21 protein-coding genes and 2 pseudogenes are annotated in these 23453 nt (G+C 36.0%); 15 read left to right on the forward strand and 8 right to left on the reverse strand.

From position 1 onward, the window contains the following. The first annotated feature begins 238 nt into the window (after nt 1–238). From AB7942_RS21640 to AB7942_RS21685, 10 genes are all read left to right on the forward strand, one after another. A complete protein-coding gene (locus AB7942_RS21640; RefSeq protein WP_369448450.1) occupies nt 239–541 on the forward strand; it encodes a helix-turn-helix domain-containing protein in 303 nt (100 codons plus the stop codon). A 333-nt stretch (nt 542–874) separates the two neighbouring features. Then, on the forward strand, nt 875–2356 hold the full coding sequence (locus AB7942_RS21645; RefSeq protein WP_369448451.1) for a DUF3987 domain-containing protein: 1482 nt from the start codon (nt 875–877) through the stop codon (nt 2354–2356). Between the two features lie 522 nt (nt 2357–2878). Beyond that, nucleotides 2879–3157, forward strand: coding sequence for a hypothetical protein (locus AB7942_RS21650; protein ID WP_369448452.1), 279 nt, complete (start codon nt 2879–2881; stop codon nt 3155–3157). Beyond that, on the forward strand, nt 3154–3435 hold the full coding sequence (locus AB7942_RS21655) for an HNH endonuclease (RefSeq protein ID WP_369448453.1): 282 nt from the start codon (nt 3154–3156) through the stop codon (nt 3433–3435). Before AB7942_RS21650 ends, AB7942_RS21655 begins: the two co-directional genes overlap by 4 nt. Nucleotides 3436–3542: 107 nt before the next feature. Further along, a complete protein-coding gene (locus AB7942_RS21660; RefSeq protein ID WP_369448454.1) occupies nt 3543–4028 on the forward strand; it encodes a phage terminase small subunit P27 family in 486 nt (161 codons plus the stop codon). Nucleotides 4029–4361: 333 nt separating this feature from the next. Beyond that, on the forward strand, nt 4362–4967 hold the full coding sequence (locus AB7942_RS21665; RefSeq protein ID WP_369448455.1) for a hypothetical protein: 606 nt from the start codon (nt 4362–4364) through the stop codon (nt 4965–4967). A gap of 12 nt (nt 4968–4979) precedes the next feature. Beyond that, nucleotides 4980–5270: a hypothetical protein gene (locus AB7942_RS21670; protein WP_369448456.1), complete on the forward strand. Its 291-nt coding sequence runs from the start codon at nt 4980–4982 to the stop codon at nt 5268–5270. A gap of 22 nt (nt 5271–5292) precedes the next feature. Further along, a complete protein-coding gene (locus AB7942_RS21675; RefSeq protein ID WP_369448457.1) occupies nt 5293–5793 on the forward strand; it encodes a protein-export chaperone SecB in 501 nt (166 codons plus the stop codon). Nucleotides 5794–6312: 519 nt separating this feature from the next. Beyond that, nucleotides 6313–7224, forward strand: coding sequence for a DNA cytosine methyltransferase (locus AB7942_RS21680; protein ID WP_369448458.1), 912 nt, complete (start codon nt 6313–6315; stop codon nt 7222–7224). Between the two features lie 21 nt (nt 7225–7245). Next, the gene (locus tag AB7942_RS21685; protein WP_369448459.1) at nt 7246–8190 is read left to right on the forward strand and encodes a DNA cytosine methyltransferase; all 945 of its coding nucleotides are present in this window, start codon (nt 7246–7248) and stop codon (nt 8188–8190) included. Between the two features lie 5 nt (nt 8191–8195). On the opposite strand, the gene AB7942_RS21690 is transcribed toward AB7942_RS21685, so the two are convergent. The 7 genes and pseudogenes from AB7942_RS21690 to AB7942_RS21720 all read right to left on the reverse strand — a co-directional run bounded on the left by AB7942_RS21690 (nt 8196) and on the right by AB7942_RS21720 (nt 16884). Then, on the reverse strand, nt 8196–9482 hold the full coding sequence (locus AB7942_RS21690; RefSeq protein ID WP_369448460.1) for an McrC family protein: 1287 nt from the start codon (nt 9480–9482) through the stop codon (nt 8196–8198). A gap of 5 nt (nt 9483–9487) precedes the next feature. Continuing rightward, entirely contained in the window at nt 9488–11431 is a 1944-nt protein-coding gene (locus AB7942_RS21695; protein ID WP_369448461.1) for an AlwI family type II restriction endonuclease, read from the reverse strand. 419 nt (nt 11432–11850) lie between these two features. Continuing rightward, nucleotides 11851–13058 (reverse strand): annotated as a pseudogene (locus AB7942_RS21700) (site-specific integrase). A 121-nt stretch (nt 13059–13179) separates the two neighbouring features. Next, entirely contained in the window at nt 13180–13419 is a 240-nt protein-coding gene (locus AB7942_RS21705) for a helix-turn-helix domain-containing protein (protein ID WP_369448462.1), read from the reverse strand. Between the two features lie 150 nt (nt 13420–13569). Further along, the gene (locus AB7942_RS21710; RefSeq protein WP_369448463.1) at nt 13570–15111 is read right to left on the reverse strand and encodes a recombinase family protein; all 1542 of its coding nucleotides are present in this window, start codon (nt 15109–15111) and stop codon (nt 13570–13572) included. Continuing rightward, nucleotides 15108–16523, reverse strand: a complete 1416-nt coding sequence (locus AB7942_RS21715; protein ID WP_369448464.1) for a recombinase family protein — start codon at nt 16521–16523, stop codon at nt 15108–15110. Before AB7942_RS21715 ends, AB7942_RS21710 begins: the two co-directional genes overlap by 4 nt. 220 nt (nt 16524–16743) lie before the next feature. After that, a complete protein-coding gene (locus AB7942_RS21720; RefSeq protein ID WP_369448465.1) occupies nt 16744–16884 on the reverse strand; it encodes a hypothetical protein in 141 nt (46 codons plus the stop codon). A gap of 560 nt (nt 16885–17444) precedes the next feature. Between AB7942_RS21720 and AB7942_RS21730 the strand changes: the two are divergent. Then, a pseudogene (locus tag AB7942_RS21730) lies at nt 17445–17558 on the forward strand (helix-turn-helix domain-containing protein); the annotation flags it as partial. An 82-nt stretch (nt 17559–17640) separates the two neighbouring features. Here AB7942_RS21730 and AB7942_RS21735 read toward each other — a convergent pair. Further along, nucleotides 17641–18318, reverse strand: a complete 678-nt coding sequence (locus AB7942_RS21735; protein ID WP_369448466.1) for a GntR family transcriptional regulator — start codon at nt 18316–18318, stop codon at nt 17641–17643. Between the two features lie 190 nt (nt 18319–18508). On the opposite strand from AB7942_RS21735, the gene AB7942_RS21740 reads away from it, so the two are divergent. The 4 genes from AB7942_RS21740 (at nt 18509) to AB7942_RS21755 (ending at nt 22810) form a co-directional block, all read left to right on the forward strand. Next, nucleotides 18509–18889 (forward strand): RidA family protein, encoded by a 381-nt coding sequence (locus AB7942_RS21740; protein ID WP_369448467.1) that lies wholly within the window; start codon nt 18509–18511, stop codon nt 18887–18889. Between the two features lie 20 nt (nt 18890–18909). Next, nucleotides 18910–20148, forward strand: a complete 1239-nt coding sequence (gene dpaL / locus AB7942_RS21745) for a diaminopropionate ammonia-lyase (protein ID WP_369448468.1) — start codon at nt 18910–18912, stop codon at nt 20146–20148. Between the two features lie 40 nt (nt 20149–20188). After that, nucleotides 20189–21352: a M20 aminoacylase family protein gene (locus AB7942_RS21750; protein ID WP_369448469.1), complete on the forward strand. Its 1164-nt coding sequence runs from the start codon at nt 20189–20191 to the stop codon at nt 21350–21352. Between the two features lie 156 nt (nt 21353–21508). Further along, the gene (locus AB7942_RS21755; RefSeq protein WP_369448470.1) at nt 21509–22810 is read left to right on the forward strand and encodes an aromatic amino acid transport family protein; all 1302 of its coding nucleotides are present in this window, start codon (nt 21509–21511) and stop codon (nt 22808–22810) included. The last annotated feature ends 643 nt before the right edge of the window (nt 22811–23453 follow it).

The raw sequence follows: 23453 nt of genomic DNA on the forward strand, positions 1-23453 counted from the left end.
TTTTAATCATAGTTCAAAATATAACTATTTGCAATATTATATAACTATCGACAAAAATATATTTGCTATTTGTAATGATTTGTCGTATTTTTAAACATAATATTATTAATTGCAATATTTTGGAGGTGGGAAAATGAAAAAAAACTTATATTGGTTAATAGCTGAGCGATAAGGAGTGCACAACGTTGAGTGCAATAGCTCAGATTAAGAAGGAATTTGAAAATAGAGGTGATTTGTAATGCATGAAAAAAATATAATCCAATTTTCTTTAAACGAAGAAGGTTTAAAAGCATTATATCTTCAAGAAGTCAAAAAATATCTTGAAAAATTTGAAATGGAGACAATTCTCATGGATAGCAAGGAATTATGCAAAATGTTAAACCTTTCATGGCCTACTATAGAAAGGATATTTCTTCAGGATCACAATTTTCCGAGCATTCGTATAGGAAAAAAGTGGATGTTCAATAGAGAAAAAGTTAGAGAATATATTGATCGATGGGCTGATGGAATTCGAGAGCAGGGGGGAAATGTGGAGTTATAGAAAAAGAAAAATAGGTTGCAACCAATTATACAACCTAGAATCATTAGACGATATTAGAGTAATACAGAAACCAATTACAGATGGGTTTAATCAGAGAATGGGAAAAATCAGTGTAAGCGAAAACATGGTGGAATTCTCATGATTTTTTCCAAGAAAAAGGGAAACACACGGTAGGAAGCCGTGAGTTTCATCGTGACCTCCTTTTGTCTTGGCTATAAGCAAAAGAAAAGAATAAACTTCGATATTCAAACAAATTGATAATTTCAGTATGGTTAAATATATCGCTGAATACTCTTCCTTTTGCTAAAAAATTTGATTAAAGGAAGTTTTAAATTGTTAAATGAAAGAAAAACCGATGCAAGGTATCCAGTCCACCAACATTATAATGAAACTCCCGAATCTGTAAGGGACTTCATTGAGGAATTGCCACTAGTATTAAAAGAGCATGTGCTAAAAGTTGGAGATATGCTAGGGGTGCCATATGAGTACCCACTATTAGGATTGCTCACATGCTCTAGCATCTGTATCGGCAAAGATGTTGTTTTAAAGGATTATCATAGGGAAATTTACGCTAATATTTATGTGGTAATTGTTGGTGAACAAGGATTAGGAAAAAGTCCGGCTATTAAAATCATGATAAACCCATTAAGAGAAAAAGATAATCAATATGCCGAAAAATATAAAAATGACTTGAACGACTTACGTATAATTAAAGAAGCAGCGGAAAACAAAGAGGACCGTTTAAAAATCGATGAGCAAATCAATAGTTTGGTCAAAAAGAAAAATGTTGTCGATGACGAGACACTGGAAAACATGGCAATTCGTATGGTTAATAGTCCAAAAGGATTGTTATGGTTCACGGATGAAATGGCATCTATGTATCAAAAGCAACCTAGTGGAAAAAGTGTGACGGATTATTTAGTGAAAGCATATGATAATGAGCCTTGGGATATTGGGCGAAAAACACAAGAAGATATCCACGTCCCACTGACATATTTAACAACTGCATCCACTACCCAACCATCAATGGCACAAAGACTATTAATGACACCTGAATTGCAAGGGAATGGGCATATTGCAAGGCATCTAATCTCAGTAGTAATGCCCGATGAAGAACGAACACCCGAAATAAATAAATATAAAATGACAAGATTAGATATGGAAAGGTATGACGAATTCATGACCCTTCTATACGAAAAATGCAAATCTGTTCACGCTATTAGAATATCTAGTGAAGCAGAGGAGGAATTGGCTGCTATCGAATTTTTACATAGCATAGCACGACAAGAAGAGCCAGTCAGTGTATTCAAAGGATTCCATGGGAAGATAGGGGAACGAATTCGAAAAGTGGCTTTAAATCTACACATGTTGAAACGTATGGATGCTTGGATTCGCAAGGATCAGCATTTTGACAAAGATTACATTTCTAAAGAAACCATTATAGTGTCCTATATGCTGGTTAAATATCTGACAATAGAGGCATTGGAAAAGCTGTTTGGGGCAGCTAATGAAACCGAAGAGGATAAAATGCGTGAAACTCTTATTAAAATGCATAAGGATGGAAAAACAGAAGTTTCATACGATGCATTCGAAGACGGTTCTGTAATGTATTATGTGACTGTAGAAGACTTATTCCATAGAGTGAAAAGGCGATTCAAGGGAAATCGATCTCTTTTAAGGGAAACCTTGAAAGATTGTCCTAATCTTGGCTATTTTGGACAGATATCAAAAATGGGGAACAACGGAAGAGTGTATAAGACTTATGCATTCTTCATTTCTACCGATATTAAAGAGATTTATGGGACTGATAATTAATCAGTCCTTTTTTATTTTGGAAGAAAGGAACGGATAACGGAACACCGGGAATATGACGGAACACTATGACCCGAGGCTCAAACTATTGGGAGAGTAAGGGCGAAAGGGAATAAAGGGACAATGGGACGATTTTTTGAACATTTGCCTTCTTTTCTTTTTGATTCTTAAATAGAGATAACGAATTACCGTTATATAATTAAAAATATTCTGACTATTTTTGAATCAATATAAGTAAAAACACGAAATAAACAACAGGTCAGATAATTGTCCCTATGTCCTGAAATGGTTACGAGCCATAGAGCCCTAAGGCATTCAGTCACGGAACGCTATGTCCCTTAGTCGTTACGCTGTGCTGTTATCGTACAGACGTACCATTTTTAGGACATTAAAGGCGCACCTGAAGGATTGATTAAACATTATAGTATTTTATTAATGAATTAACGCATTAACGTATTAGTGTATGAGAGTAAATAAAGTAAACATAATAATTAATAGATAAATCAAAAAGAGAGGTGCGGATAAATGGGGGATAAGTATCGTCAAGAGTTAATTGATGAAATGAATCGAAAATACCATAGGGAATACATGCGAGATTATCTGCAAAGAGATGGTTTTAAGGAGAAGGCAACCCAGTATCGTGAGAACTGGCTCTATATTCAGGCAATCCGAGAACAGATTGGCAGAAAGGGTATGGAGGTGAGGATTCCTTGCTTAAGTCATGTCAATATTGCGGACGAATCCACGATAGAACCTACCGATGCACAAGCAAGCCTAAACGGTTCAAGCCAAGAAATGATGTGAACAGATTCAGATGGACGAACCAATGGAAGAACAAGAGCAAGCAGATAAGAAAGCGAGATAAATATCTCTGTCAGATATGTCTACGTAAGTTATACAACACCGCTGCGCAATACAACTTTACCAACATTGAAGTGCATCATATTGAATCGATAGCTGAGAACTGGGACAAACGCTTGGACGATGGCAACCTGATAAGTTTATGCGCTTATCATCATAAGATGGCAGATAGTCGAGAGATACCGAAAAATATATTAGTCGGAATAGTCGAACAATTATAAATACCCCCCCCGGGGGTTTTTGGGGATTTTTTGAAGGTCCGAACTACCACGCCCCGATAATCGTTCAAAATTTTATTTTACAGAAAACTTAAAGGGGGTACTTATAAATGAGCAAAGTTAAGCCAGTATCATTAAGAACTGGAGCCATGACAAAAGAGGAACGGATCAAGAGGGAAAATGCGGAGGATAACCTAAAAGGCAAGAAGCACATTCCCCAGACACCCCCATCTGACCTATGTAGTAAAGGGAAGAAGGCTTATATGGAAATCATTGAATCATTGCCAACTGACTTTTTAAACAATACCGATGTGTACACAGTTTCCATTGTGGCAGATGCCATTGCAAACATGCAGAAATGCCGTGAGATCATTAATAAAGAAGGTCTGATAGTGGAGTACACGAATAACAGCGGAGCGGTCAATAAAGACCAAAATAAAGCCATATTGATATATCAAAAGTATAGTGAGATATATCATAAATTCTCAGGAGAACTAGGGTTGTCTCCTAGTGCTAGAAGTAAATTGGCTGTATTGTTGAATGAAGAAATTGAAAAAGAATCAGACCCACTTCTTAGAGTATTAGGAAGAACATGAGCGGAATCTCCGCTCTTTTTTTTGCAGGAGATCAAAAAACTAATTTATTGTACAAAAAAATAGGGACTAAAAACCGAAATATCACATTCACATTAATGAACTGCAATATTGAAATTTAGGAAGCCTTAAATAATAAAAAATAGTATGAAAAAAATGTCATAAAATGCGAGATAAAATTTAACATAATAATCCACTTTTAGTTTATAATGGTGGTAACAATAGTACCGGATAATATTAAACGTATTTCTTGATATCTTCTGGTACCAATTATATTACATAAAAAATAGGAACTGTTTGTTTTGGTAACTTAAAAAAAATAAAGGTGTTATGAGGATGAGTGGAGACTTTAATATCATTGGGTTTCATGGAACTTTTGAGAAGCATGCACAAGATATCCTAGAGAATGGTTTTCACCCTGAATATCGGGCAAATCATTGGCTGGGTCAAGGTTCCTATTTTTATACCGATAGAAAACTAGCACATTGGTTTATTACTAAAAATGCTGTTACTGATCACAGGAAAAGGGGTATAGGAAGTAATAAGGTAATTATTAAAGTGTTTATAGAGGAGAAAGAAGAACTCGTATTAAATTTGGATAGTCCAGATGGAGTTAATACCTTTTATTATCATTTAAATGAAATTTATCCTGATTTTAAACATGTTAAATTGTCTTCGGATGAACACGTAAATTTATGTATTGTACTTGATGTGCTTTCTGAATATTTAGGTTGGAATGTTATTATAAAAACATTTGAAACCGACAGAAAGCCTAGTTATGGATCGGTTAATACGGGATGGTTTGACAGAAATGTGTTTCCTTTAAACGTTAAGTACAAAGAAACACAGATATGTATACGAAATGATAATTGTGTCAAAAATAAAGAAATCGAATATCCTGATGGTGATTATGCATATCCTGTTAATATAAGATTTAGTTAAGGAGTGATTTGAATGAAGAGGGACTTACAGACAATTATTAAAGAAGCTGCTGCACGTTATGGACTAGAATATAACGAGAAGCAAACACAACCTACTATCCAACGTCCAGATGGAACGGTTGATGTTATTTCAAAGGAAAATTTCTACAAAGCTTTTGGTGTTACACTACCTAAAGCGCAAGAAAAGTGGAGTGAAATTCCTGGAGAAGAATCTGTTACCTGGCAAAATACAAGTAAAGTTGATTTTGACTTAACAGAAGACATGCATTTTTTTAGATATAACGATAAAAAAATTGTTGCTTAATATAATATAGAGGTGCAAGTAAATGGTACAAGGTGTTATGTCATTTGAAGGTTATCAAGTTGATAGCATAAATTACGAAAAAAGTAATAGTAATCAAAACGGCAATTATACTAAATTATCCCCTGAGTTTTTTATAGTCAAAGCGGAAAAAGAAAATAATGATGAGCATTTTAATATAATAATGGGTGTTAAAATTGATGATAGTGATAAAGACAATATCTTACCGTTCACTGCTGAAGTCGTTGTAAGAGGATTCTATACCTTCAATACAGAGGATGCAGTTGAACATAACATTGATGACATTGATGATATTCATATTTTTAAATTAGTGAATGGTAGTGCAATTTTATACCCTTATTTAAGATCTGTTTTAACTGATATCACAAGTAAAAGTATGCATAATCCAATAATTTTACCTACTATCAATTTTAATAAATTTATAACTAATAGAAATCTAGAGGACATGTTATTAGATAGTAGTCATTATCAAGATATCAATGAAAAGCATACATATCAAGACTAAAAGGTAACGATTAGAAACAACTTAAATAATTTGAATTTACATTTTCTTTTATTTGGTAGACTATTTAGTCCTATTAATTTCAAACAATACTGTAAAATATTCACAATAGTTGACATTTCTAAGATTACTCAAGGCTCTCAAACAATTTTGTTGGGGGTCTTTTTTGTGTGCTTGAAGATGCTTGTGACCACACAAATTACAAGTTGCGTTAATACAAAAAACAAACAACAAAACATTTATAGTTCTAGTTAGATTTGGGGCAAATAACATTGAAACCATTTCAATTACTTAACATTTGGAAATATATTCTTTTAATACCAAAAGTCAACTATGTTTAAAAAGTCTATACTTAGATTTTATATGGGCTTATAATTAAAACTTAGTCTCTTATTTTGGGGTTTATTGGTATTTAATGGAAAATTCTAAGAATTGATGTTAGAAAGGTTTATTTTATATAATAAATACAAACAAGCGTTTCTATAAATATATGATAAATAAAGTATTTAAGGGAGTGAAGTTATGAAAGTTGTTTCTCTTTTCTCTGGTTGTGGAGGTTTAGACTTAGGGTTTGTACAAGCTGGACATGAAATCATTTGGGCAAATGATATTGACCCCGATGCAGTACAAACATATAAGATAAATATAGGTTCGCATATAATTGAAGGGGATTTAAAAGATATCCCTTCTTCTGAAATTCCACATGGAGATATAGTCATTGGTGGTTTTCCATGCCAAGGCTTTTCTATGGCAAATAGATTTAGAGTTATTGATGATGAACGTAATAGTCTGTACAGAGAATTTTACCGTGTTATAAAAGATAAACAGCCCCGTTATTTTGTTGCTGAAAATGTTAAAGGCATTTTAAGCTTAGGAAAAGGCGAAGTTATAAAACAAATAGTACAGGACTTTGAAAGTGCTGGATATAGAGTTAAATATCAGTTGTTCAACCTCGCGGATTATGGTGTCCCCCAAACTAGACAGCGGGTGATTATTTTAGGTGTTAGGAACGACTTAACACAAGATATTTCGTTTCCCTCTCCTGGATATTCAAAAACAGCAAAGGATAATATGAAACCTTGGGTAACAATTGGAGAAGTTCTAAAAGACATACCTGAGCCATCAGATGATTGTCCTATATATAATCATGTTTATTCAGAATATAAGGTTACTAATCGAAATTTTACTGGGCATAGGTTAACGGATTCACAGAAACCATCACCGACAATTTTAGCAAGAGGAAATGGTGGAGGTGGAGTTGTTGTAATTCAGCACCCTAAGAACCATAGAAGAATGTCTATAAGAGAAACAGCTATCGTTCAAACATTTCCAATGGACTTTATATTTACAGGGTCAAAAACGTCTTGCTACCGGCAAATTGGAAATGCTGTACCTCCGCTATTCGCATCTTTATTAGCCAAAAATATTAGATAAATATAAATGGAGATGAATTAAATGAAAATCGTTTCCTTATTTTCTGGGGCTGGCGGGATGGATCTCGGTTTTATACGAGCTGGTCACGAAATCATTTGGGCAAATGATATATATGAAAAAGCAATCGAAACCTATAAACTAAATATAGGGGATCACATCAATTGTTCTGATATAAAAGATATTCATTCTGATCATATACCTGAATGTGACATGATAATTGGCGGCTTTCCATGTCAAGGCTTTTCAGTAGCAAATATTAATCGTTCTACAGAAGATGAGAGAAATAAACTATACTTAGAAATGTTAAGAATAATAAAAGGCAAAAAACCTAAGTACTTTGTTGCTGAAAATGTAAAAGGAATTCTCAGTTTAGGAAAGGGAAAAGTAAAAGAAATGATACTTTCCGATTTTGAAAGTGCCGGGTATAATGTTACGTGCAATTTAGTTAATGCAGCAAATTATGGAGTTCCTCAACAGAGGGAAAGAGTATTCTTCATAGGGGTAAGGAAGGATTTGAATGAAAGTATTAATTTCCCCTCTCCTACTCATGCGGAGCCCCCTTCTCATCTGTTATTTGGATTAAATGAGTGGGTAACTATTGGTGAAGCACTAAAAGACATTCCTGAACCCGAGGACGCACCTGAAATACCTAACCATGAGTACACAAAATATAAACTTCGCTTTAATGGTTATATGGGTCATAGAGAGATTGATCCCAATCGCCCCTCTCCTACTATTACTGCAAGAGGAGATAACAAAGGTGGGGTAGTAATCATTCATCATCCTAATAATCACAGACGTTTGTCAGTTAGAGAAGCTGCAATAATACAATCCTTTCCAATGGACTTTGTTTTTGTAGGTTCAAAGACAGATGGTTACCGACAGATTGGAAATGCAGTACCACCTTTATTGGCTTTCAATTTAGCTAAATGCTTTCCAGTATACCAAAACACCGTAAAAGTTTAATACTTCTACGGTGTTTTTAATAAGAAATTATGTAATTTATCAATTTCCTTAGACAATTCTTCTACTGGCTTAACAATGGGAAGCCCGTACGCAATAATTTGAAGTTTATTAGCTCCTGCATGGTCAATAGGGAATGTAAATATTTTTTCAGTATCTAGATTGCTGGGGTATATTAATATCCCATTTCTTAAGTTCAACATGGTTGAGTAGAAAAAAATCTGATAAATATCTTCAATTTGTGGACCGAAATTAGAAATCCTTTTTAATTTCACATCTAATGCCATTTTTTTTGAACCTGAAGAGTAAACTATATCTGGATAAACCTTTCTGTTACTCCACGGAGGACTAGCTGATTTAGAGTCAGTTAAAGGTAAATGGTATTGATTATTATAATTCTTATCTCGTAAAAATAGTTCGTTCGAGACATACTTTTCAAATAAGTCGAATAAGTTTATGACCATTGAAAACGTATTTGCTAATTCCCCCTCATAGGAGATAGACTGACCAGAAACAATTAATTTTGCTAATTCAATACTGGATTTAAAATGGTTTCCTCTACGAGGTAAATTTATCTTTTTAAAATTTAATGACTTTGTATTTGAAAGGTATGGAAAGATTCTTTTTACTTGTTGTGCTGTCTCCAATGTTTTATGGATGTTTGACTGCTCTAAAACTACTTTGTTAGCTAAAAATAGTAGCTGATTGACTTCGTTATCCTCACTAAAGACCTGTTGTTCGGTAGCAAATAGTGCTTTTCCTCTGATATTTAAGCTGATTTGTCGTGAAAAATCAAGCCTCCCTCGTAATCTGGGTGAAATTATCTTTTGGTGTTCATAGGTTCTGTAAATCCCTTTTTTTAAAGACTTAAATAGTTCATTTACAAAAAAAGAATATAGAGGCTCGTTCAGTTCACTTACGCTAGTACGATTCTCAGTAATAAATTCAGGTAAATAAGCAGTCTTTGCTTCGTCAGAAATAGATTTTAGCATCATATAAATTAAATGGGATGTATCTAACCCCTTTAGCCATTTGGGTGGCAAAAATGATAAGTCAGAGTCGAGTAACTTAATTTTTCCTACATATGGTCCTGGAGTAACAATACAGTTTTTTGAGTCAATTCTTTCTAATTTGTCAAACAAGGGCTCAAACTTTTCTGAGCCATTTGGTGTTATTCTAGTCCACCGTTCTCGATCCTCTAGGGTTTCTCTTAAGACTAACTCATCTAATGGTGAAAGAGCTATTCGGATACCGGTTTCTCCGTAATAAATATTATTTTTAACCCTTTTCTTCAACCGGTTCACCTACTTAATTGAGCCATAGTATTATACATATTAGGTAAATCAAAATCAGTAATTCTCCCTCTATTAATGTTAAAACCATAATCAATTAACGTTGTTTTAAATCTAGGTGACAGAAGTATGTACTCATTTAGTAGAGGTATTAAACTGAAATTCCAAATATCTAATAGAAATCCTTCATCATAATCGGTATCAGGTTTTGGCAAGAAAAAGGAATGACCTATGCAAAAGTCTTCACCTAATCCCGCATCATCGGCAATAATGTTATTAAAATTTTCATGTGCCTTTGGAATATCTAAAGGATTTCCTGCAGGGTCGTTTATTGTTATGGAGAATTTTTGTAATTCCTCTTTAATTACATTCGAGTCGGGATGTAAGTAGATGAATTTAAAGCGTCTTCTTAAAGCTAAATCTAGTTCAACTGCTGACTTGTCTATTGTATTCATTGTCCCAATAATTAAAACATTATCTGGTACCCAAAAATAATCACCTGTATATTGAAGTTCAATTTGATATTCGGGTTTACGGTAAGAGGGTTCTAATAAAAAGATTAATTCACCAAAAATGCTTGAAATATTTCCTCTATTTATTTCGTCAATTATTAAAAGGTAGTACTGTCCGGCATTTAAACGTGCTTTTTCACAGAGTAACTTAAATTTTCCCGTTTTATATGAATAGCTTAAATTAGCAGAATCAATAGAAGGTCTTATTCCCTCAATAAAATCCTCATAGTTAGAAGCCTGGTGAAACAAAATGGTTTCTGCTGCAGCTAATTCACCATTGCTTTGTAAAGCGTTTGCTATTTCTAGTGCAACTCTTGTTTTCCCAATACCAGGAGCACCAGCGAAAATTATCTGTTTATGAGTTTTCAAAAGATCAATATAACTATTTATTTCAGGACTAGTAGTAGCTGGAGCTACTGTTGGACTATTAAAAGTTCCAAGGTATTCAACAAACTTTAATTTATGATCTTTCTCTGATAACAAGGAATTATATGCGAAATAGCCCGATTTTTCAGCCTCCTCACAGAAGGACTCTATCGAAGGTAACATATCCGTGCTAGAGGTGGACTGCCCCCATTTTCCATCGGTGAAGGTATTTAAAAAGTAACAATTTGACTTAGAAGAGGTACTAGTAGTAGTTCCAGTTCCTATAGAGAAACTTTTAACATGCATATTAGTATTTACTAGGAAACCGCCAATCGATAACAGTTGAAGAAACTCTTTAATATTTCTATATGCATTTGCTGTAGTCGCAAAGTCTGTATAAAGGTTGGAAAGATTAAAACTGGGATCTCCTTCTCGCCAAGCAATAATTTCATTAGCAACTTGCACTGGTGTCATAATAGGAACTAATGGCACCAAAATTAATGCCATTTCTTGCTCAGATATATAAGAATTTGCAAATCCACCTTGCTTATATAATTCCACTAAAACTTTAAGCGTATATACAAATGGTTTAAAGACTACTCCATGTGAAAGCCAGGATTGGTAACCATTATATTGTGTAATAAGGTTAGGGAATTGGAAGCGAGAAGCAATAATTTTAATGTATTCTGAAAAAGAAACTTTTCCTGTTGCTAAGGCTTTCCCTAAGGGGGTAACTACTATTTTATTACTGTTCAGAGAAGGGGGACTCAGTATTCCAGTATTTGTCCAATATGGTTGATAACCTCTCAAAAAGCTCCTATTACTAGCGTCTACAAATGAAATTCTACTCCCAGATTCATCTGTTAAATTAAGTGCCAGAAGATCATCGTGGAAATTTTTCCCGGTAGTTGTACCTAAACCATAGGGTAAATCATTGTATTTATACATAATCTTAACTGACTTTGGAAAAACATCAATCGATTTAAATATCTCTCTCACCGTCCATGTTGCCCATAACCATTTATACTCAGTAAATGGCATAGTAACAGGAGTAGTAATGACTGAAGTAGCCAAACAATTATCCTCCTTTTTAATTAAACGATCCTAAATTTATTATACATTATTACTTAATTAGAAAATATTGGTGATAAACCAAATTTTGATTAGATGGAAATTTTTTTTACCATATACATTAATATTGGGGGGGTAAGAATCAAAAAAACGTTATAAAAAGAGACACCCTTCAATTGAAATTGGGTGTCTCTTTTGTGTGCTGCTTTGGGTGCTATCTATTTTTGCCATATTTAAATCTATTTAGTCGAATCGAATTAAAACGTTGATTTAAAGCCTTTTTTATACCTTATTTCTTTCTATTATATATGAAAATGAATGGGCGGCATGATGTAATAAGTGCCCAAACCCCTTGATATAAGAGGGTTTTATATAAGAGGGGAGCCAGATGCTAACATCTTGCTAACATTTCTCGCCTAAAATTAGAGGTTTCTCATGAGTTGCGCAAACTTATGGGAAGCCTCTTTTTTCATTTCTTTTGTTACGTGCAGATAGACGTTCTTTGTTGTGTCGTCATCGCAGTGACCTAATCGTTCCATAATTTCTTCTAATCCCACCTTTGCTTCTGCTAACAATGATGTGTGCGTATGGCGCAGCGAGTGGGGAGTCAACTTTGGATTCAAGCCGGCCAGCTTCAGTAGACGCGCCATTCTGTTTTCCACGGTTTTAATGAAAATAGGGTAGCCTGGTTGTTTCTCGTTCTTGGCGAAAATAAATCCTTTGTCAAGATATGCCTCACCACAGTACTTCTGCACTTTCTGTTGCGCCATCATATGCTTCCTAAGTGCGGCAATCACCTCTTCATCCACCACGATGGTTCGTTTGGATTTCCGCGTCTTAGGCGGCACCAATTGATACTCCAGAGTATTGTTTGTTGGGTTATAGTACGTTTTTGTAATGCTAATGGTATGTTCCTCAAAGTCAATGTCCTTCCACTTAAGGGCTACTAATTCGCCTGCACGCATTCCTGTATAGGAAAGGGTAAGGAAGATTAGATAATCTAAATCTAAACCTTTTTGAGCAGCCGTTTGCAAAAGTAAAGATAGCTCCTCCTTTTCCATATACTTAGGGATTTCTCGCTCTTCTAATTCCTCAACAGTTTTTCTATCTTTTTTCAGGTATGCAAATTCTGTTGGGTCATTTTTAATCAGCCTCATTTCAATGGCTTTCTTAAAAATCATTCTGCCGTACGATGCACACCGTCCAGCGTGTTGTCGGCATATCCTTTCTCCTTGAGATTATTTAAAGCATCCTGATACCGTTTAGATGTAATGTCCTTCAGCTTTAGAAGAGAGAAGTACGGCAGTAGCTTGTTGATCTCATGCTGACGGATACGAACCGTGCCAGGTTTTACGTTATTCTTCTCGTTGTACTTAAGAAGCCACTCGCTTGCAAAATCTTTAAATACCACATTCTGTTCTTGAACAAACGTACCTTGATTGAGTTCGTATATAAGCTCCGTAGCGGCTGTTTCCGCTTCTTGCTTAGTGTGAAACCCTCCTTTCGTTTTTTGTTTTCGCTTGCCGGTAGTGGGGTCTCGACCGATGTCGATTACGAAGCTCCAAGTAGATCCGCAGGTGCATCGTTTCTTTTTACAAGTGCAGCCTCTTCGGTAAAAGTGTCCTTTCATGCCCAAATACCTCATTTCTTGGTGAATTGTATTGCAATTAATTATTATTTCCTATGCAGAACGAACGGATACGTTTTGTTATTTTATTAGAACAAGGTTAGAAGAATGGATTGTTCTCCGCCTAACCGACATGGGCCGCACTTTTTTTTAGTTTTTGGTTGGCTACCCAAATTTTGAAATCGGCTTTTTCTACACGCTTTGAAGCGCCGATTTCAAAATTGGGGATACCACCATGCTCAATTTTCAATTTGAATAATTCATAGACTGTTTTTCTTGAGATCCCAAGGAATTGCCCGATTTGTGCTGCCGTTAATGTATCGGGTAGCGATTCCCAAGTTGTATATTGATTTGTTCTATTCATTAATAAACCCCTCCAAAATTGTTTCTTTGTATATATTTCGGTTGTTTGTCCATACTACTAAATGTCTTTTCGGTTATCTATCCAAATTGGTATACCAATTCGGATGAACTACCGAACATTCCTTAAAGGAAAGCCCTGTAGACAGGGCACTTAAGAAATGTCGGTATTTTGTATCCCGGTGGGTGGACTAGGATTCGGTAGTTTGTCCATTTGAATACCTCTTTGTTTCTGGAGTTTATCCATTGAAAGTAATTGTTCAAAGAAATTCTCGCAAAAGATAAAGTGTGGTGGCTTTTCCGGCGAAATTAAAATTTCTTCGACAAAGTAAAGAATAATTAGCCTTTTCTCTGTAATAGCCAGAGAAGCATCTAGAAGATGATTGAATCGATGGAAAAAGACATCCGAATCTAGCACTCCTTTCAATTCGTCTACTGACTTTGAGTAGGAAACAAGGGCATCAATTGAGGCCTGGTACTTTAACTGCAAGAAGGCTGCTGCATCTTCCAGCTCCTTGTCTCCTTGTTCTTTTGCAATACAACCCTTTGAATGAGCTTTGTCAATAGCGTTTTTTAAATTAGCTATATTTTTTTTGATTGTTTGTTTGAATTGTGGAAGGTATGCTGCTATTGTTGTTTTCATTGTTTGTGCAGTTATAAAAGATTGGACATGTTTGAAAGTCTGGGGCAACAGATTTTCATGTAGCTCATTAATTGCTAGTTTGTAATCGCAGTTCCGGCATACGTAATATTGGTATAGATATGAAATGCCGTTCCTTTTGGTTGAACCGTTTTGGTTCGCTAGTTTATCACCGCAATCAGCGCAGGTAAGTTTATTTAAAAAGAGGAAGGGAGTATCCAGGCGGCCGAAATTCTTTTGAAGCTGAATATTAATATCACATATTTGTTTAAGAGAGCTTTCAATTATGGGTTCATGGAAATCCAGGAATTCGTATTTCCTTTCAGTCTTTGATTTTTGGATATCCCATATTAGCGTGCCGGTATAAACAGGGTTCTTTAAAATGTTTTCTATGGTACTAGGTCTCCATGCTTTGCCGGATGGTGAAGGAACTTCAGCTTCGTTAAGAATAGAGGCTATCTTTCCCATCGATACTCCCCAGCTATGAAGGTAATAGATAAAAGTTACAATCTCAGCATCTTCATTAGGAGTAAGCATTTTTTTAACTTGCTTATATCCGAAGGGTACTTTCGAGCCTGGCCTTGTCTTATCCTCGGCTTCTAAATGAGCAATCAAGTTTCCAACAGCACGGTTTGATTTAATTTCTGATTCTTGGCGGTACAGTAAAAGAGCAATTTTGTTTTGTTCATTATCTGGATTGAAGGGATTTTCGGAATTGGTTGTATATACTAATATGTCCGGGATAACTTCCTTCAATGGCCGATAGAAGTCCAATACAAATGTATAAGCTGTCCGGTCCATCCGAGATTCTTCATAAAAGATAACGGTGGGAATCATTGTTTCTACCATCATTTCCTTTAGTCGCATCAGCTCTTTTCGTTGATTAGCGCGTTTGTTATAAGCGCTCGTAACATCCTCGATAATGATAAAATCTTCAGGGACACTCAGTCCTTTCCTACGCGCATACTCCAGGATGTGGGCTTTCTGTATTTCTACACTATTGTTTTCCTGCTGTTTATATGAGGAACGGCGGATATAACCGAATGCTAAAGTCATGCTATATCTTCTCCTTCGAAAATCATTTCCTTCTCCATTTCCTGCAGATAATCAAAATAGAAAACATCTACCTGAAGGTTATCCCCATAAATCCAAATTCCATTTATGAGCATGTCACAGAGCATTGAGGGATTCATATTAGACTGGTTTATTAATGCCTCTTCAATCACCTTTATCACAGATTTGTTTTTTTGGAGTGCGTTTTGATTTTCTTTGATTTGTTCTAGACAGTTATGATACTCCTGTTTTAAAAGCTGTTTTCGTTTATACATAGGGTCTTGTTTCCAGTCGGCAGAATAATCATCAGATCCAAGGACTAATTCCTCTATGATTCCATTAAGGTTTTGGTCAATGCTATCCATTTCCGCTTCTAGGTGCTTTTTAATTGTCCTATAACAATTGATAGATTGATTAATTAGTTTTTCTGCATTGAAGTTTTGAATTATCTCACTCAAAATGCCCCCGATTATTTTTGAGAGGTCTGAAAATGATACAGTGACCTTAGGATGCAGTTTTGAAGAGCAAGAATAGTATGAGCTGTTGGATTCTTCTTCAATCTTGTAAAAAAGAGGTTTCCTGCAGTAACCGCAACAGGGAGTGTAAATGTTTTGACACATAAGCGACTTTTTTCGTTCAAGAAATGCTTTGAAAAATTCTCCATTGACTCTCTGAAGTTGTAAAAATTCCTCAATAGAAATATAAGGAGTAACATGCTGGAGCTTATTTGTCCCCTTTTCCAGATCATATCCGGCGTAAAATGGATCCGTAGCCATGGAAACTAATTGTTCGTCAGTCTTTTTTAATTTTTTCCGATATTCCTTCGTGACCTTATACAAATCATCAAGGGAACTAATTTCCTTAAGAGCCGCAAAGTATTGTTGTACGCCTTTACTCTTAGAAGAGTCATGTAAAAAACGCTTTGTCTCTTTTTGTTTTTGGTAACCAAATTTTTTAGCCGGATATCTTAATCTTGCCTCTCGGCTTCTGCGAGCGATGTTTTTCCCCTCAATGTCACTGAACATGCTCAGTAAGCCTTCTACGAAAACATCATCACTTGCTGGCATGTTTCCGTTCCCCACAGATGTGTAAATCACCTGGACATCATACTTAGCGCGTAAGTCATTAAATTCCATGCCTTCGTAAAAATCACGGAACAAGCGGCTGCGGTCAAAGGCGTAGATACTGTGTACCTTCTTATCCTTTACCAATGAAATGAGCCTTTGCATCTCTGGTCTTTCTTTAATCGCTTTTTTGTTTGCGGAAGTGGCTATTTCATTAATAATCAAAATTTCGTCATCCGACAGTTTCTCTCGGAAGGGCAGGTCTGCGGCTTCCTGTGTTATGATATCTTGTCCTGCTGTACTCACTCGTCGGAAGAAAACATGCTTTTTCTGGCTGTTAATAGCATTCATCTAATTTACATCCTTTCTTTCCCTGGATAATTCATATAGCAATTTTGCCTGCAGTCTGTGTGGGATATTCAGCTCTCCGATTAGGAGTCTGCCTATCAAGTGTTGAATCCACACATTTGAAACCGGGCTTGATTCCGGTATTGAACGCAATTGCACGCGCCTTCTCATTAAAATCACCTCCACCCGTTATCTTGCTCAGACAGAGGTGGAAATTATTCTCTTATTTCTTTGAAGGAGCAATATTGGAAAGGTCAAATGAGAGCTGGACATAGCCTTGCTGTCCAGCCTTTTTCGTCAAAACCCTAATATGTCCATGATTTTTGCCAGGGAAATTGCTAATGGCAATTTGCTGGAGTCTCATTCCTATCCCTCCTTTGACTCTGGTAATCTTCAAAGCGATCATAGAGAAACGGTGATAAAGTTCCATTTTCCAAAGGCTTTTTTAGTTTGTTAATAAAAGGGGAGTGATTGGCACTCATGAAAGCATCCCTCTATCTCTAAGGCGCTGCATGGCAGTTTGTGTATTGTTTCGAATTTTTCTTTCAGTAGTATTTCTCTGTGTTTTTTTCATGATTTGCTTCCTCCATTTAATAAACTTGTTCGGTAATTTATCCACCGGCAAAAGGAACATAACCATTTCATATTAAATGTCAATAGAAAAAATCAATTTTCTGGATTTAATTAAGTGTACGGAACCAAAAAAAAATCCTCCTTTAACAGTCAGGGGATTTCTTAAGGAGCGGTTGCTTATTCAACGAACGGGCAGTTTAGTTGTTTGCGGTTTGTACCATTTGAACATGGCTTGAACCCTTGCTATTACATCTTCCACTGTTAAATCTAGAATATCGTTAATTGTTAATTTATCTGTTCCCGCAGTTTTGCTACCTGAGTTTCTTTTGATGTTTTGGTAGGCGAGGTGATTCTACTATTACTGAAATTGCTTATCAAGTTGGTTTTAATAGCACAAGCTATTTTATTGATAAATTCAGAGATTCCATGAACATGACTCCATTAGCATACAAAAAAAATAAATAAATAATCGATAGTGCTAATATGATAGTGCGATGAGCGAAATTACCAAAAAAGATAGTCCGAGAATCTGAAAAGGATTTTCGGACTATCTTTCATTTTCAGGGTATAGTCGAATACGGTCTAAGCTGTTTTTCCAGTTAGCATTAATTGCTTCTATTGCAAGATTTAAATCCTGTTTTTTTAGTGCATCTAAGATTTGTTGATGTTCAGTATAGGAAGTATTCTTGGTATCGACCTGACTGAAATAATGGATTTCTATTCTTTGTATCCTTACTTTTAAACTTGAGAGCAACTTGGGTAACTCCAAATTATTTGATAACTGAATAATTTTATCATGAAATTCATTATCTGCTTGAAGTACTGCAAAAATTTCCTCTGTATTAATAATGGTTTTATGAAAATTTTCATTGAGTTGTTCCAAATCTTCTATATCTTTTGAGGAAATATAAGAAAAAGCCTGTTCCATAGCCAAACGTTCAAGTGTCCATACAATTGAATAGATACTTTCCGCTTCTTTTAAATTTATAGGAGATACTAAGGTCCACCTATTGGCTTTCGTAACCACAAGTCCATCATTTTCCAGTCTAAGTAAAGCTTCTCGAATGGGCGTACGGCTAATCCCAAGCTGTTCAGACAAGTCCTGAACTCTTAATTTTGTACCAGGTTCGAGTTCTCCCGTTACAATCCACTTTCTGAGCTTATTATAGACTTCATCCTTCATAAACGTCCGTTTTAATTTCTGTCCATTCTTCTCGATATTCATTTTTGCACCTCTTAATAATGATTCCTTAATATGTAATATACCACATTAGGCATGAACAGTTAAAAGTTCAAAAATATTAATCATGAAAATAAAAAGGAATATTGACTAATATGTATAGTGTGATATATTACATACTATAAAGATTAATGTAAGCATTTACACTATGAAGGAAACCAAGGAGGAACTATTAATGTTAAAAGAAGTAATCTCAACAAAAAACGCACCAGGAGCTATTGGACCATATTCTCAAGCAATCAAAAAGGGAAATACTATTTTTGTTTCAGGGCAGCTTCCTGTAAATCCGCAAACTGGCGAAATTCCAGAAGATATTAAAGAACAAACAAAACAATCTTTAAATAACGTAAAAGAAATATTGGCGGCTGCAGAAGCTTCTTTAGAAGATGTAGTAAAGACTACAGTATTTTTAAAGGATTTAGCGAACTTTACTGATGTCAATGAAGTATATGGAGAGTTTTTTACAGAGAATTATCCTGCCAGGTGTTGTGTCGAGGTATCCAGATTACCTAAAGATGCAGGTGTTGAAATTGAGGTTATAGCAATTTTGGATTAAAACTTTTGAGGGGGATAAAAGTGGAAAATTTAACGGGAATTAAAACAGAAATTGAATATGTAATAAATGAAAAAGTTAGAACAACAGATTTAGAGAAAGCATCTGCAGATTTTATGAACAGTGAAGTAATTGAAAAGGTAAGAAATTTCCATAAGAGCTTTCCGGAGTATAAAGCAACTCCACTTCACAGCTTAAATGAATTGTCTAAACTATTAGGTGTTAGCAATATATGGGTGAAAGATGAATCTTATCGATTTGGACTTAATGCTTTTAAAGTATTAGGTGGTTCCTATGCTGTTGGAAAATATTTAGCAGAAAAATTAAATGCAGATATTTCAGAGCTTTCTTTTGAAAAACTAAGAAGTAAAGAAGTAAAAGAGAAACTTGGGGATATTACTTTTGTAACAGCAACGGATGGAAATCATGGAAGAGGAATTGCTTGGGCTGCAAACCAGCTAGGACAAAAATCAGTTGTATATATGCCAAAAGGGTCTTCAGAAATAAGACTAAATAATATAAGAAAAGAAGGAGCAGAAGCTTCTATCACAGATCTTAATTATGATGATACAGTTAGGCTGGCAAGCCAAAAGGCTGAAGAAAATGGCTGGGTTTTGGTACAGGATACGGCCTGGGATGGATATGAAAAGATTCCAACCTGGATTATGCAGGGGTATGGAACGATCATGGATGAAGCTGTGGAGCAGATTGCAGAAGCTGGTGAGGACCGTCCGACGCATGTATTTCTACAAGCTGGGGTTGGGTCGTATGCTGGCAGTATGCTAGGATTTCTGGTAGGGAAATTTGGAGATAAGCGTCCTATTACCGTAATAGTCGAACCAGATAAAGCTGCCTGTCTATTCAAATCTATTAATATTGGTGACGGGAAGCCTCATGCTGTAACGGGAAATTTGAATACAATCATGGCAGGTTTGGCATGTGGGGAGCCAAGTACTACTTCTTGGGGCGTTTTAAAAGATTATGCCGAGACTTTTGTTTCTTGTCCGGATTATGTGGCCGCACTAGGTATGCGAATTCTTGCAAACCCATTGGCCGGTGACCCTCATGTTGTTTCAGGTGAATCTGGAGCAGTTGGTATGGGCTTAGTTAGTCTATTGGCTGAAAAAGTAGTGCTCAATGATTTGAAAGAAACATTGAAACTGAATCAAGATTCGAAGATTCTTATTATCAGCACGGAAGGCGACACTGATCCAGATCATTATAGAAAAGTAGTATGGGAAGGGGCCTATCCATCTGTATAACCAATTATAAAACCATATTTTATGAGAGGGTGAAAACGAAATGAACAATAAAAATTTTGAAAAACAGCTTACTGAGTGGAGACACTATCTTCATGCACATCCTGAAACCGCCTTTGAAGAAAAAAATACTTCTGACTTTCTTGCTATGGTATTAACGGATATGGGATTAGAGGTTCATAGAAATATTGGTGGTACTGGAATTGTTGCAAATCTTACAGTGGGCGATGGAAAAGGGATTATCGGTATTCGATCAGATATAGATGCTATTAACCTAACAGAGGTGGGGCAGCATCCATACTCCTCCCTGAATCCGGGTAAAATGCATGCGTGCGGTCATGATGGACATATGGCTACAGTTTTGGGTGCAGCCAAGCTATTATCGGAGCGCAAAAATTTTAACGGAACCGTTCGATTTATTTTTCAACCTGCAGAGGAACCTGGTAAAGGCGCTTCTGCGATGATACAAGATGGACTTCTTGAACGTTTTCCAATGGATGAGATTTATGGAATGCACAATAAGCCTGGTCTGCCTGCAGGTTTCATTGCAACTCGTGTGGGTGGAATTATGGGAAGCGAGGATAACTTTGTAATCCGTATCAAGGGGCAAGGCTCACATGCTTCAAGTCCTCACTGGGGAAAGGATCCAATCGTTATTGCCTCTGAAATTGTTCTTGCGTTGCAGACCATTATATCTCGTAATATGGACCCAAGTGTTCCCGCTGTCATTTCATGTACTGAATTTATTACGGACGGAGCACACAATGCGATTCCGACAAATGTAGTGATTAAAGGGGATACTAGAAGCTATACTCCAGAGGTATCAAAGCTGCTTGAGGAACGGATGCGGACGATTAGTGAGGGGATTTGCCAAATTAATGGGGCAGAATGTCAATTTGAATATACCCATGAATTTGCTCCAACGGTAAACTGGACGGAGTGTGTTGAAATCGCGGTAAGAGCGGCCGAAAATGTGGTTGGCGAACATAAAGTAGAGGGAAATTGTCCGCAGTGGATGGCTTCTGAAGATTTTGGAACGTTTTTACAGAAGATTCCTGGCTGCTTTGTATTTATCGGAAATGGTGACGATTCAGAAGGAATAGGCAATGTCCCACTTCATAACTCACGCTATGACTTTAATGATAAGATCTTAACTATTGGAGCGGAATATTTTGCAGAGTTAATTAAAGTCCGCTTGTCGGAATAAATAGTTTCATATTTATGGCGGGTCTTGGAATTGTTTTTTCCGAGACCCAGCTATAAACGTAAATGAAGGCGGTTTCAGAATAGGAATACAATATTAATTTTTCAAGATAAAAACTATATTAATAAGCCAAAAATGTGGCTCGAGGAGAAATTATATATGTATGGAAATGCAGCTGAAAAAATTGTAGTAGAAGAGGAAAAATTACTGACAGACCCTAAAAAATGGCATAAACAAGATACCACCTGGGCATTAAGTCTTTTTGGAACCGCAATAGGAGCGGGAGTACTCTTTTTACCTATTAATGCAGGAATAGGAGGTATCATTTCATTACTGTTTATTACGATATTTGCCTATCCTATCATGTACTATGGGCATAGGGCGTTTGCCAAAATTATCTATGCCTCCAAAGCTTCTGATGAGGGGATTACGGGGACGATCAGAGAGTATTTCGGAACGAAGGCAAGTAAAATGTTTAACTGGGTCTATTTTTTCGCCATTTACACCATAGTGCTGATGTATGCGGTTGCACTAACAAATACTGCAAGCAGCTTCATCGTGAATCAAATGCACCTTAAGGAGCCGCCAAGGGCTGTTTTATCACTAGTATTGGTGCTGGTCCTTATATTTATTGTAAATTTCGGTCACGATATAACGATTAAGGTAATGAGCATGCTGGTATATCCTTTTATCGCTTGTCTGTTATTTATTGGAATCTATTTGATTCCACAGTGGAATACCGCAAGTTTAAGTTTCTCAAGTGTTTCTGCAGCTTCGCCGGGACAAGGCATTTTGGGTACGCTTTTGATGATTCTCCCAATTACCGTGTTAGCGTTTAATCATTATCCGATTATATCGCCTTTTGTGATCAAACAGAGGGAAACCTATGGAATAGAAGCTACTGACGCCAAATGTGCGCAAATACAAAAATATGGTTATATTCTGACATTCGCTGTCGTGATGTTCTTTGTTTGGAGCAGTGTCTTAAGTTTATCTCCAGCTGATCTTGCCATGGCAAGGAAAGAAAATTTATCAATCCTATCGTATCTTGCTAATCATTTAAAGACGCCTATCATAATTTATGCTGCGCCTATCATTGCTTTTGTTGCGATAACCAAGTCCTTCCTTGGCCATTATGTAGGAGGTTACGAGGTCATGCGTGACATTATCATGGAAGCTGGCAGAGCCCGTGGAAAAGAACCAAAAGAAAAAACAGTCAAGTCTATGATCCTTGCTTTTGTCATCTTAACAAGCTGGTATACAGCCTATGCAAACCCTAGCATTCTTGGAATCATCGACAGCATCAGCGGACCTACAGGTGCTATAATTCTATGTATATTACCAATGTATACGATCCGTAAAGTGCCTGCCTTGGCTAATTACAGAGGAAAAATCAGCAATATTTTTGTCACCATTATCGGTGTACTTACAGTCCTGGCCATTTTCAAATCATTTTTCTAATTAAATAAAACAATGTTAAGCAAGCTTTATGAATCTCATTTTTCGAATTGTGATGGAAAGAGAAATCCCAATGTAGAATATTTTCTCTTAGAATTATAATATATTTCAACTCCAACTAACTAAAGACTTCTTTTTGGGCTTGTTCGGGTGACTCATTTTTGTCATCATGAATAAGCATTCTTTTTATTGTTATATAGAATGATTCGACTTTCATGTTTAACTAACCTGCTATTGGAACATCGTTTTTATTCAATTATAGAACGCTAAAATGGAAGATGAGAGAATCTGTTTTTTTAAAGGGATAAAGCTATATACAACGAGCGTGAACTCACCGGCACCCCATGTGTTGCCACATACACTCCGCACATGTGGATTGTGTAACTGCGGTTTAAAAGCGATGCAAACAGAATTTGCACCGCTTCTGTTATAAGAGACATCAAGTTAATTGCAAATCATTGACTGCTAACAACATGCTAACATTTTGCTAACGAAGTCCAATAAAACGAAGTAAATCAGGGTTAAAGATATTACACTTGATGCCTGCAGAATGCTGATTCTGCGGGACTTTCTTCTACCGGTGTTAAAAATGTTACAGCTTAAAACCATATGGGCGGCATGATGTAATTTAACCACTCTCTTTTGA

This window comes from Neobacillus sp. BF23-41 (assembly GCF_041106275.1).

Excerpts from the sequence above, each read along its gene's own strand:
- AB7942_RS21750 (WP_369448469.1), top strand. The coding sequence starts at position 20,189 with ATGAACAATAAAAATTTTGAAAAACAGCTTACTGAGTGGAGACACTAT.
- AB7942_RS21670 (WP_369448456.1), top strand. The coding sequence starts at position 4,980 with ATGAAGAGGGACTTACAGACAATTATTAAAGAAGCTGCTGCACGTTAT.
- AB7942_RS21755 (WP_369448470.1), top strand. The coding sequence starts at position 21,509 with ATGTATGGAAATGCAGCTGAAAAAATTGTAGTAGAAGAGGAAAAATTA.
- AB7942_RS21675 (WP_369448457.1), top strand. The coding sequence starts at position 5,293 with ATGGTACAAGGTGTTATGTCATTTGAAGGTTATCAAGTTGATAGCATA.
- AB7942_RS21735 (WP_369448466.1), bottom strand. The coding sequence starts at position 18,318 with ATGAATATCGAGAAGAATGGACAGAAATTAAAACGGACGTTTATGAAG.
- AB7942_RS21680 (WP_369448458.1), top strand. The coding sequence starts at position 6,313 with ATGAAAGTTGTTTCTCTTTTCTCTGGTTGTGGAGGTTTAGACTTAGGG.
- AB7942_RS21710 (WP_369448463.1), bottom strand. The coding sequence starts at position 15,111 with ATGACTTTAGCATTCGGTTATATCCGCCGTTCCTCATATAAACAGCAG.
- AB7942_RS21740 (WP_369448467.1), top strand. The coding sequence starts at position 18,509 with ATGTTAAAAGAAGTAATCTCAACAAAAAACGCACCAGGAGCTATTGGA.
- AB7942_RS21685 (WP_369448459.1), top strand. The coding sequence starts at position 7,246 with ATGAAAATCGTTTCCTTATTTTCTGGGGCTGGCGGGATGGATCTCGGT.
- AB7942_RS21715 (WP_369448464.1), bottom strand. The coding sequence starts at position 16,523 with ATGAATGCTATTAACAGCCAGAAAAAGCATGTTTTCTTCCGACGAGTG.
- AB7942_RS21640 (WP_369448450.1), top strand. The coding sequence starts at position 239 with ATGCATGAAAAAAATATAATCCAATTTTCTTTAAACGAAGAAGGTTTA.
- AB7942_RS21705 (WP_369448462.1), bottom strand. The coding sequence starts at position 13,419 with ATGAATAGAACAAATCAATATACAACTTGGGAATCGCTACCCGATACA.
- AB7942_RS21650 (WP_369448452.1), top strand. The coding sequence starts at position 2,879 with ATGGGGGATAAGTATCGTCAAGAGTTAATTGATGAAATGAATCGAAAA.
- AB7942_RS21665 (WP_369448455.1), top strand. The coding sequence starts at position 4,362 with ATGAGTGGAGACTTTAATATCATTGGGTTTCATGGAACTTTTGAGAAG.
- AB7942_RS21660 (WP_369448454.1), top strand. The coding sequence starts at position 3,543 with ATGAGCAAAGTTAAGCCAGTATCATTAAGAACTGGAGCCATGACAAAA.
- AB7942_RS21720 (WP_369448465.1), bottom strand. The coding sequence starts at position 16,884 with ATGAGACTCCAGCAAATTGCCATTAGCAATTTCCCTGGCAAAAATCAT.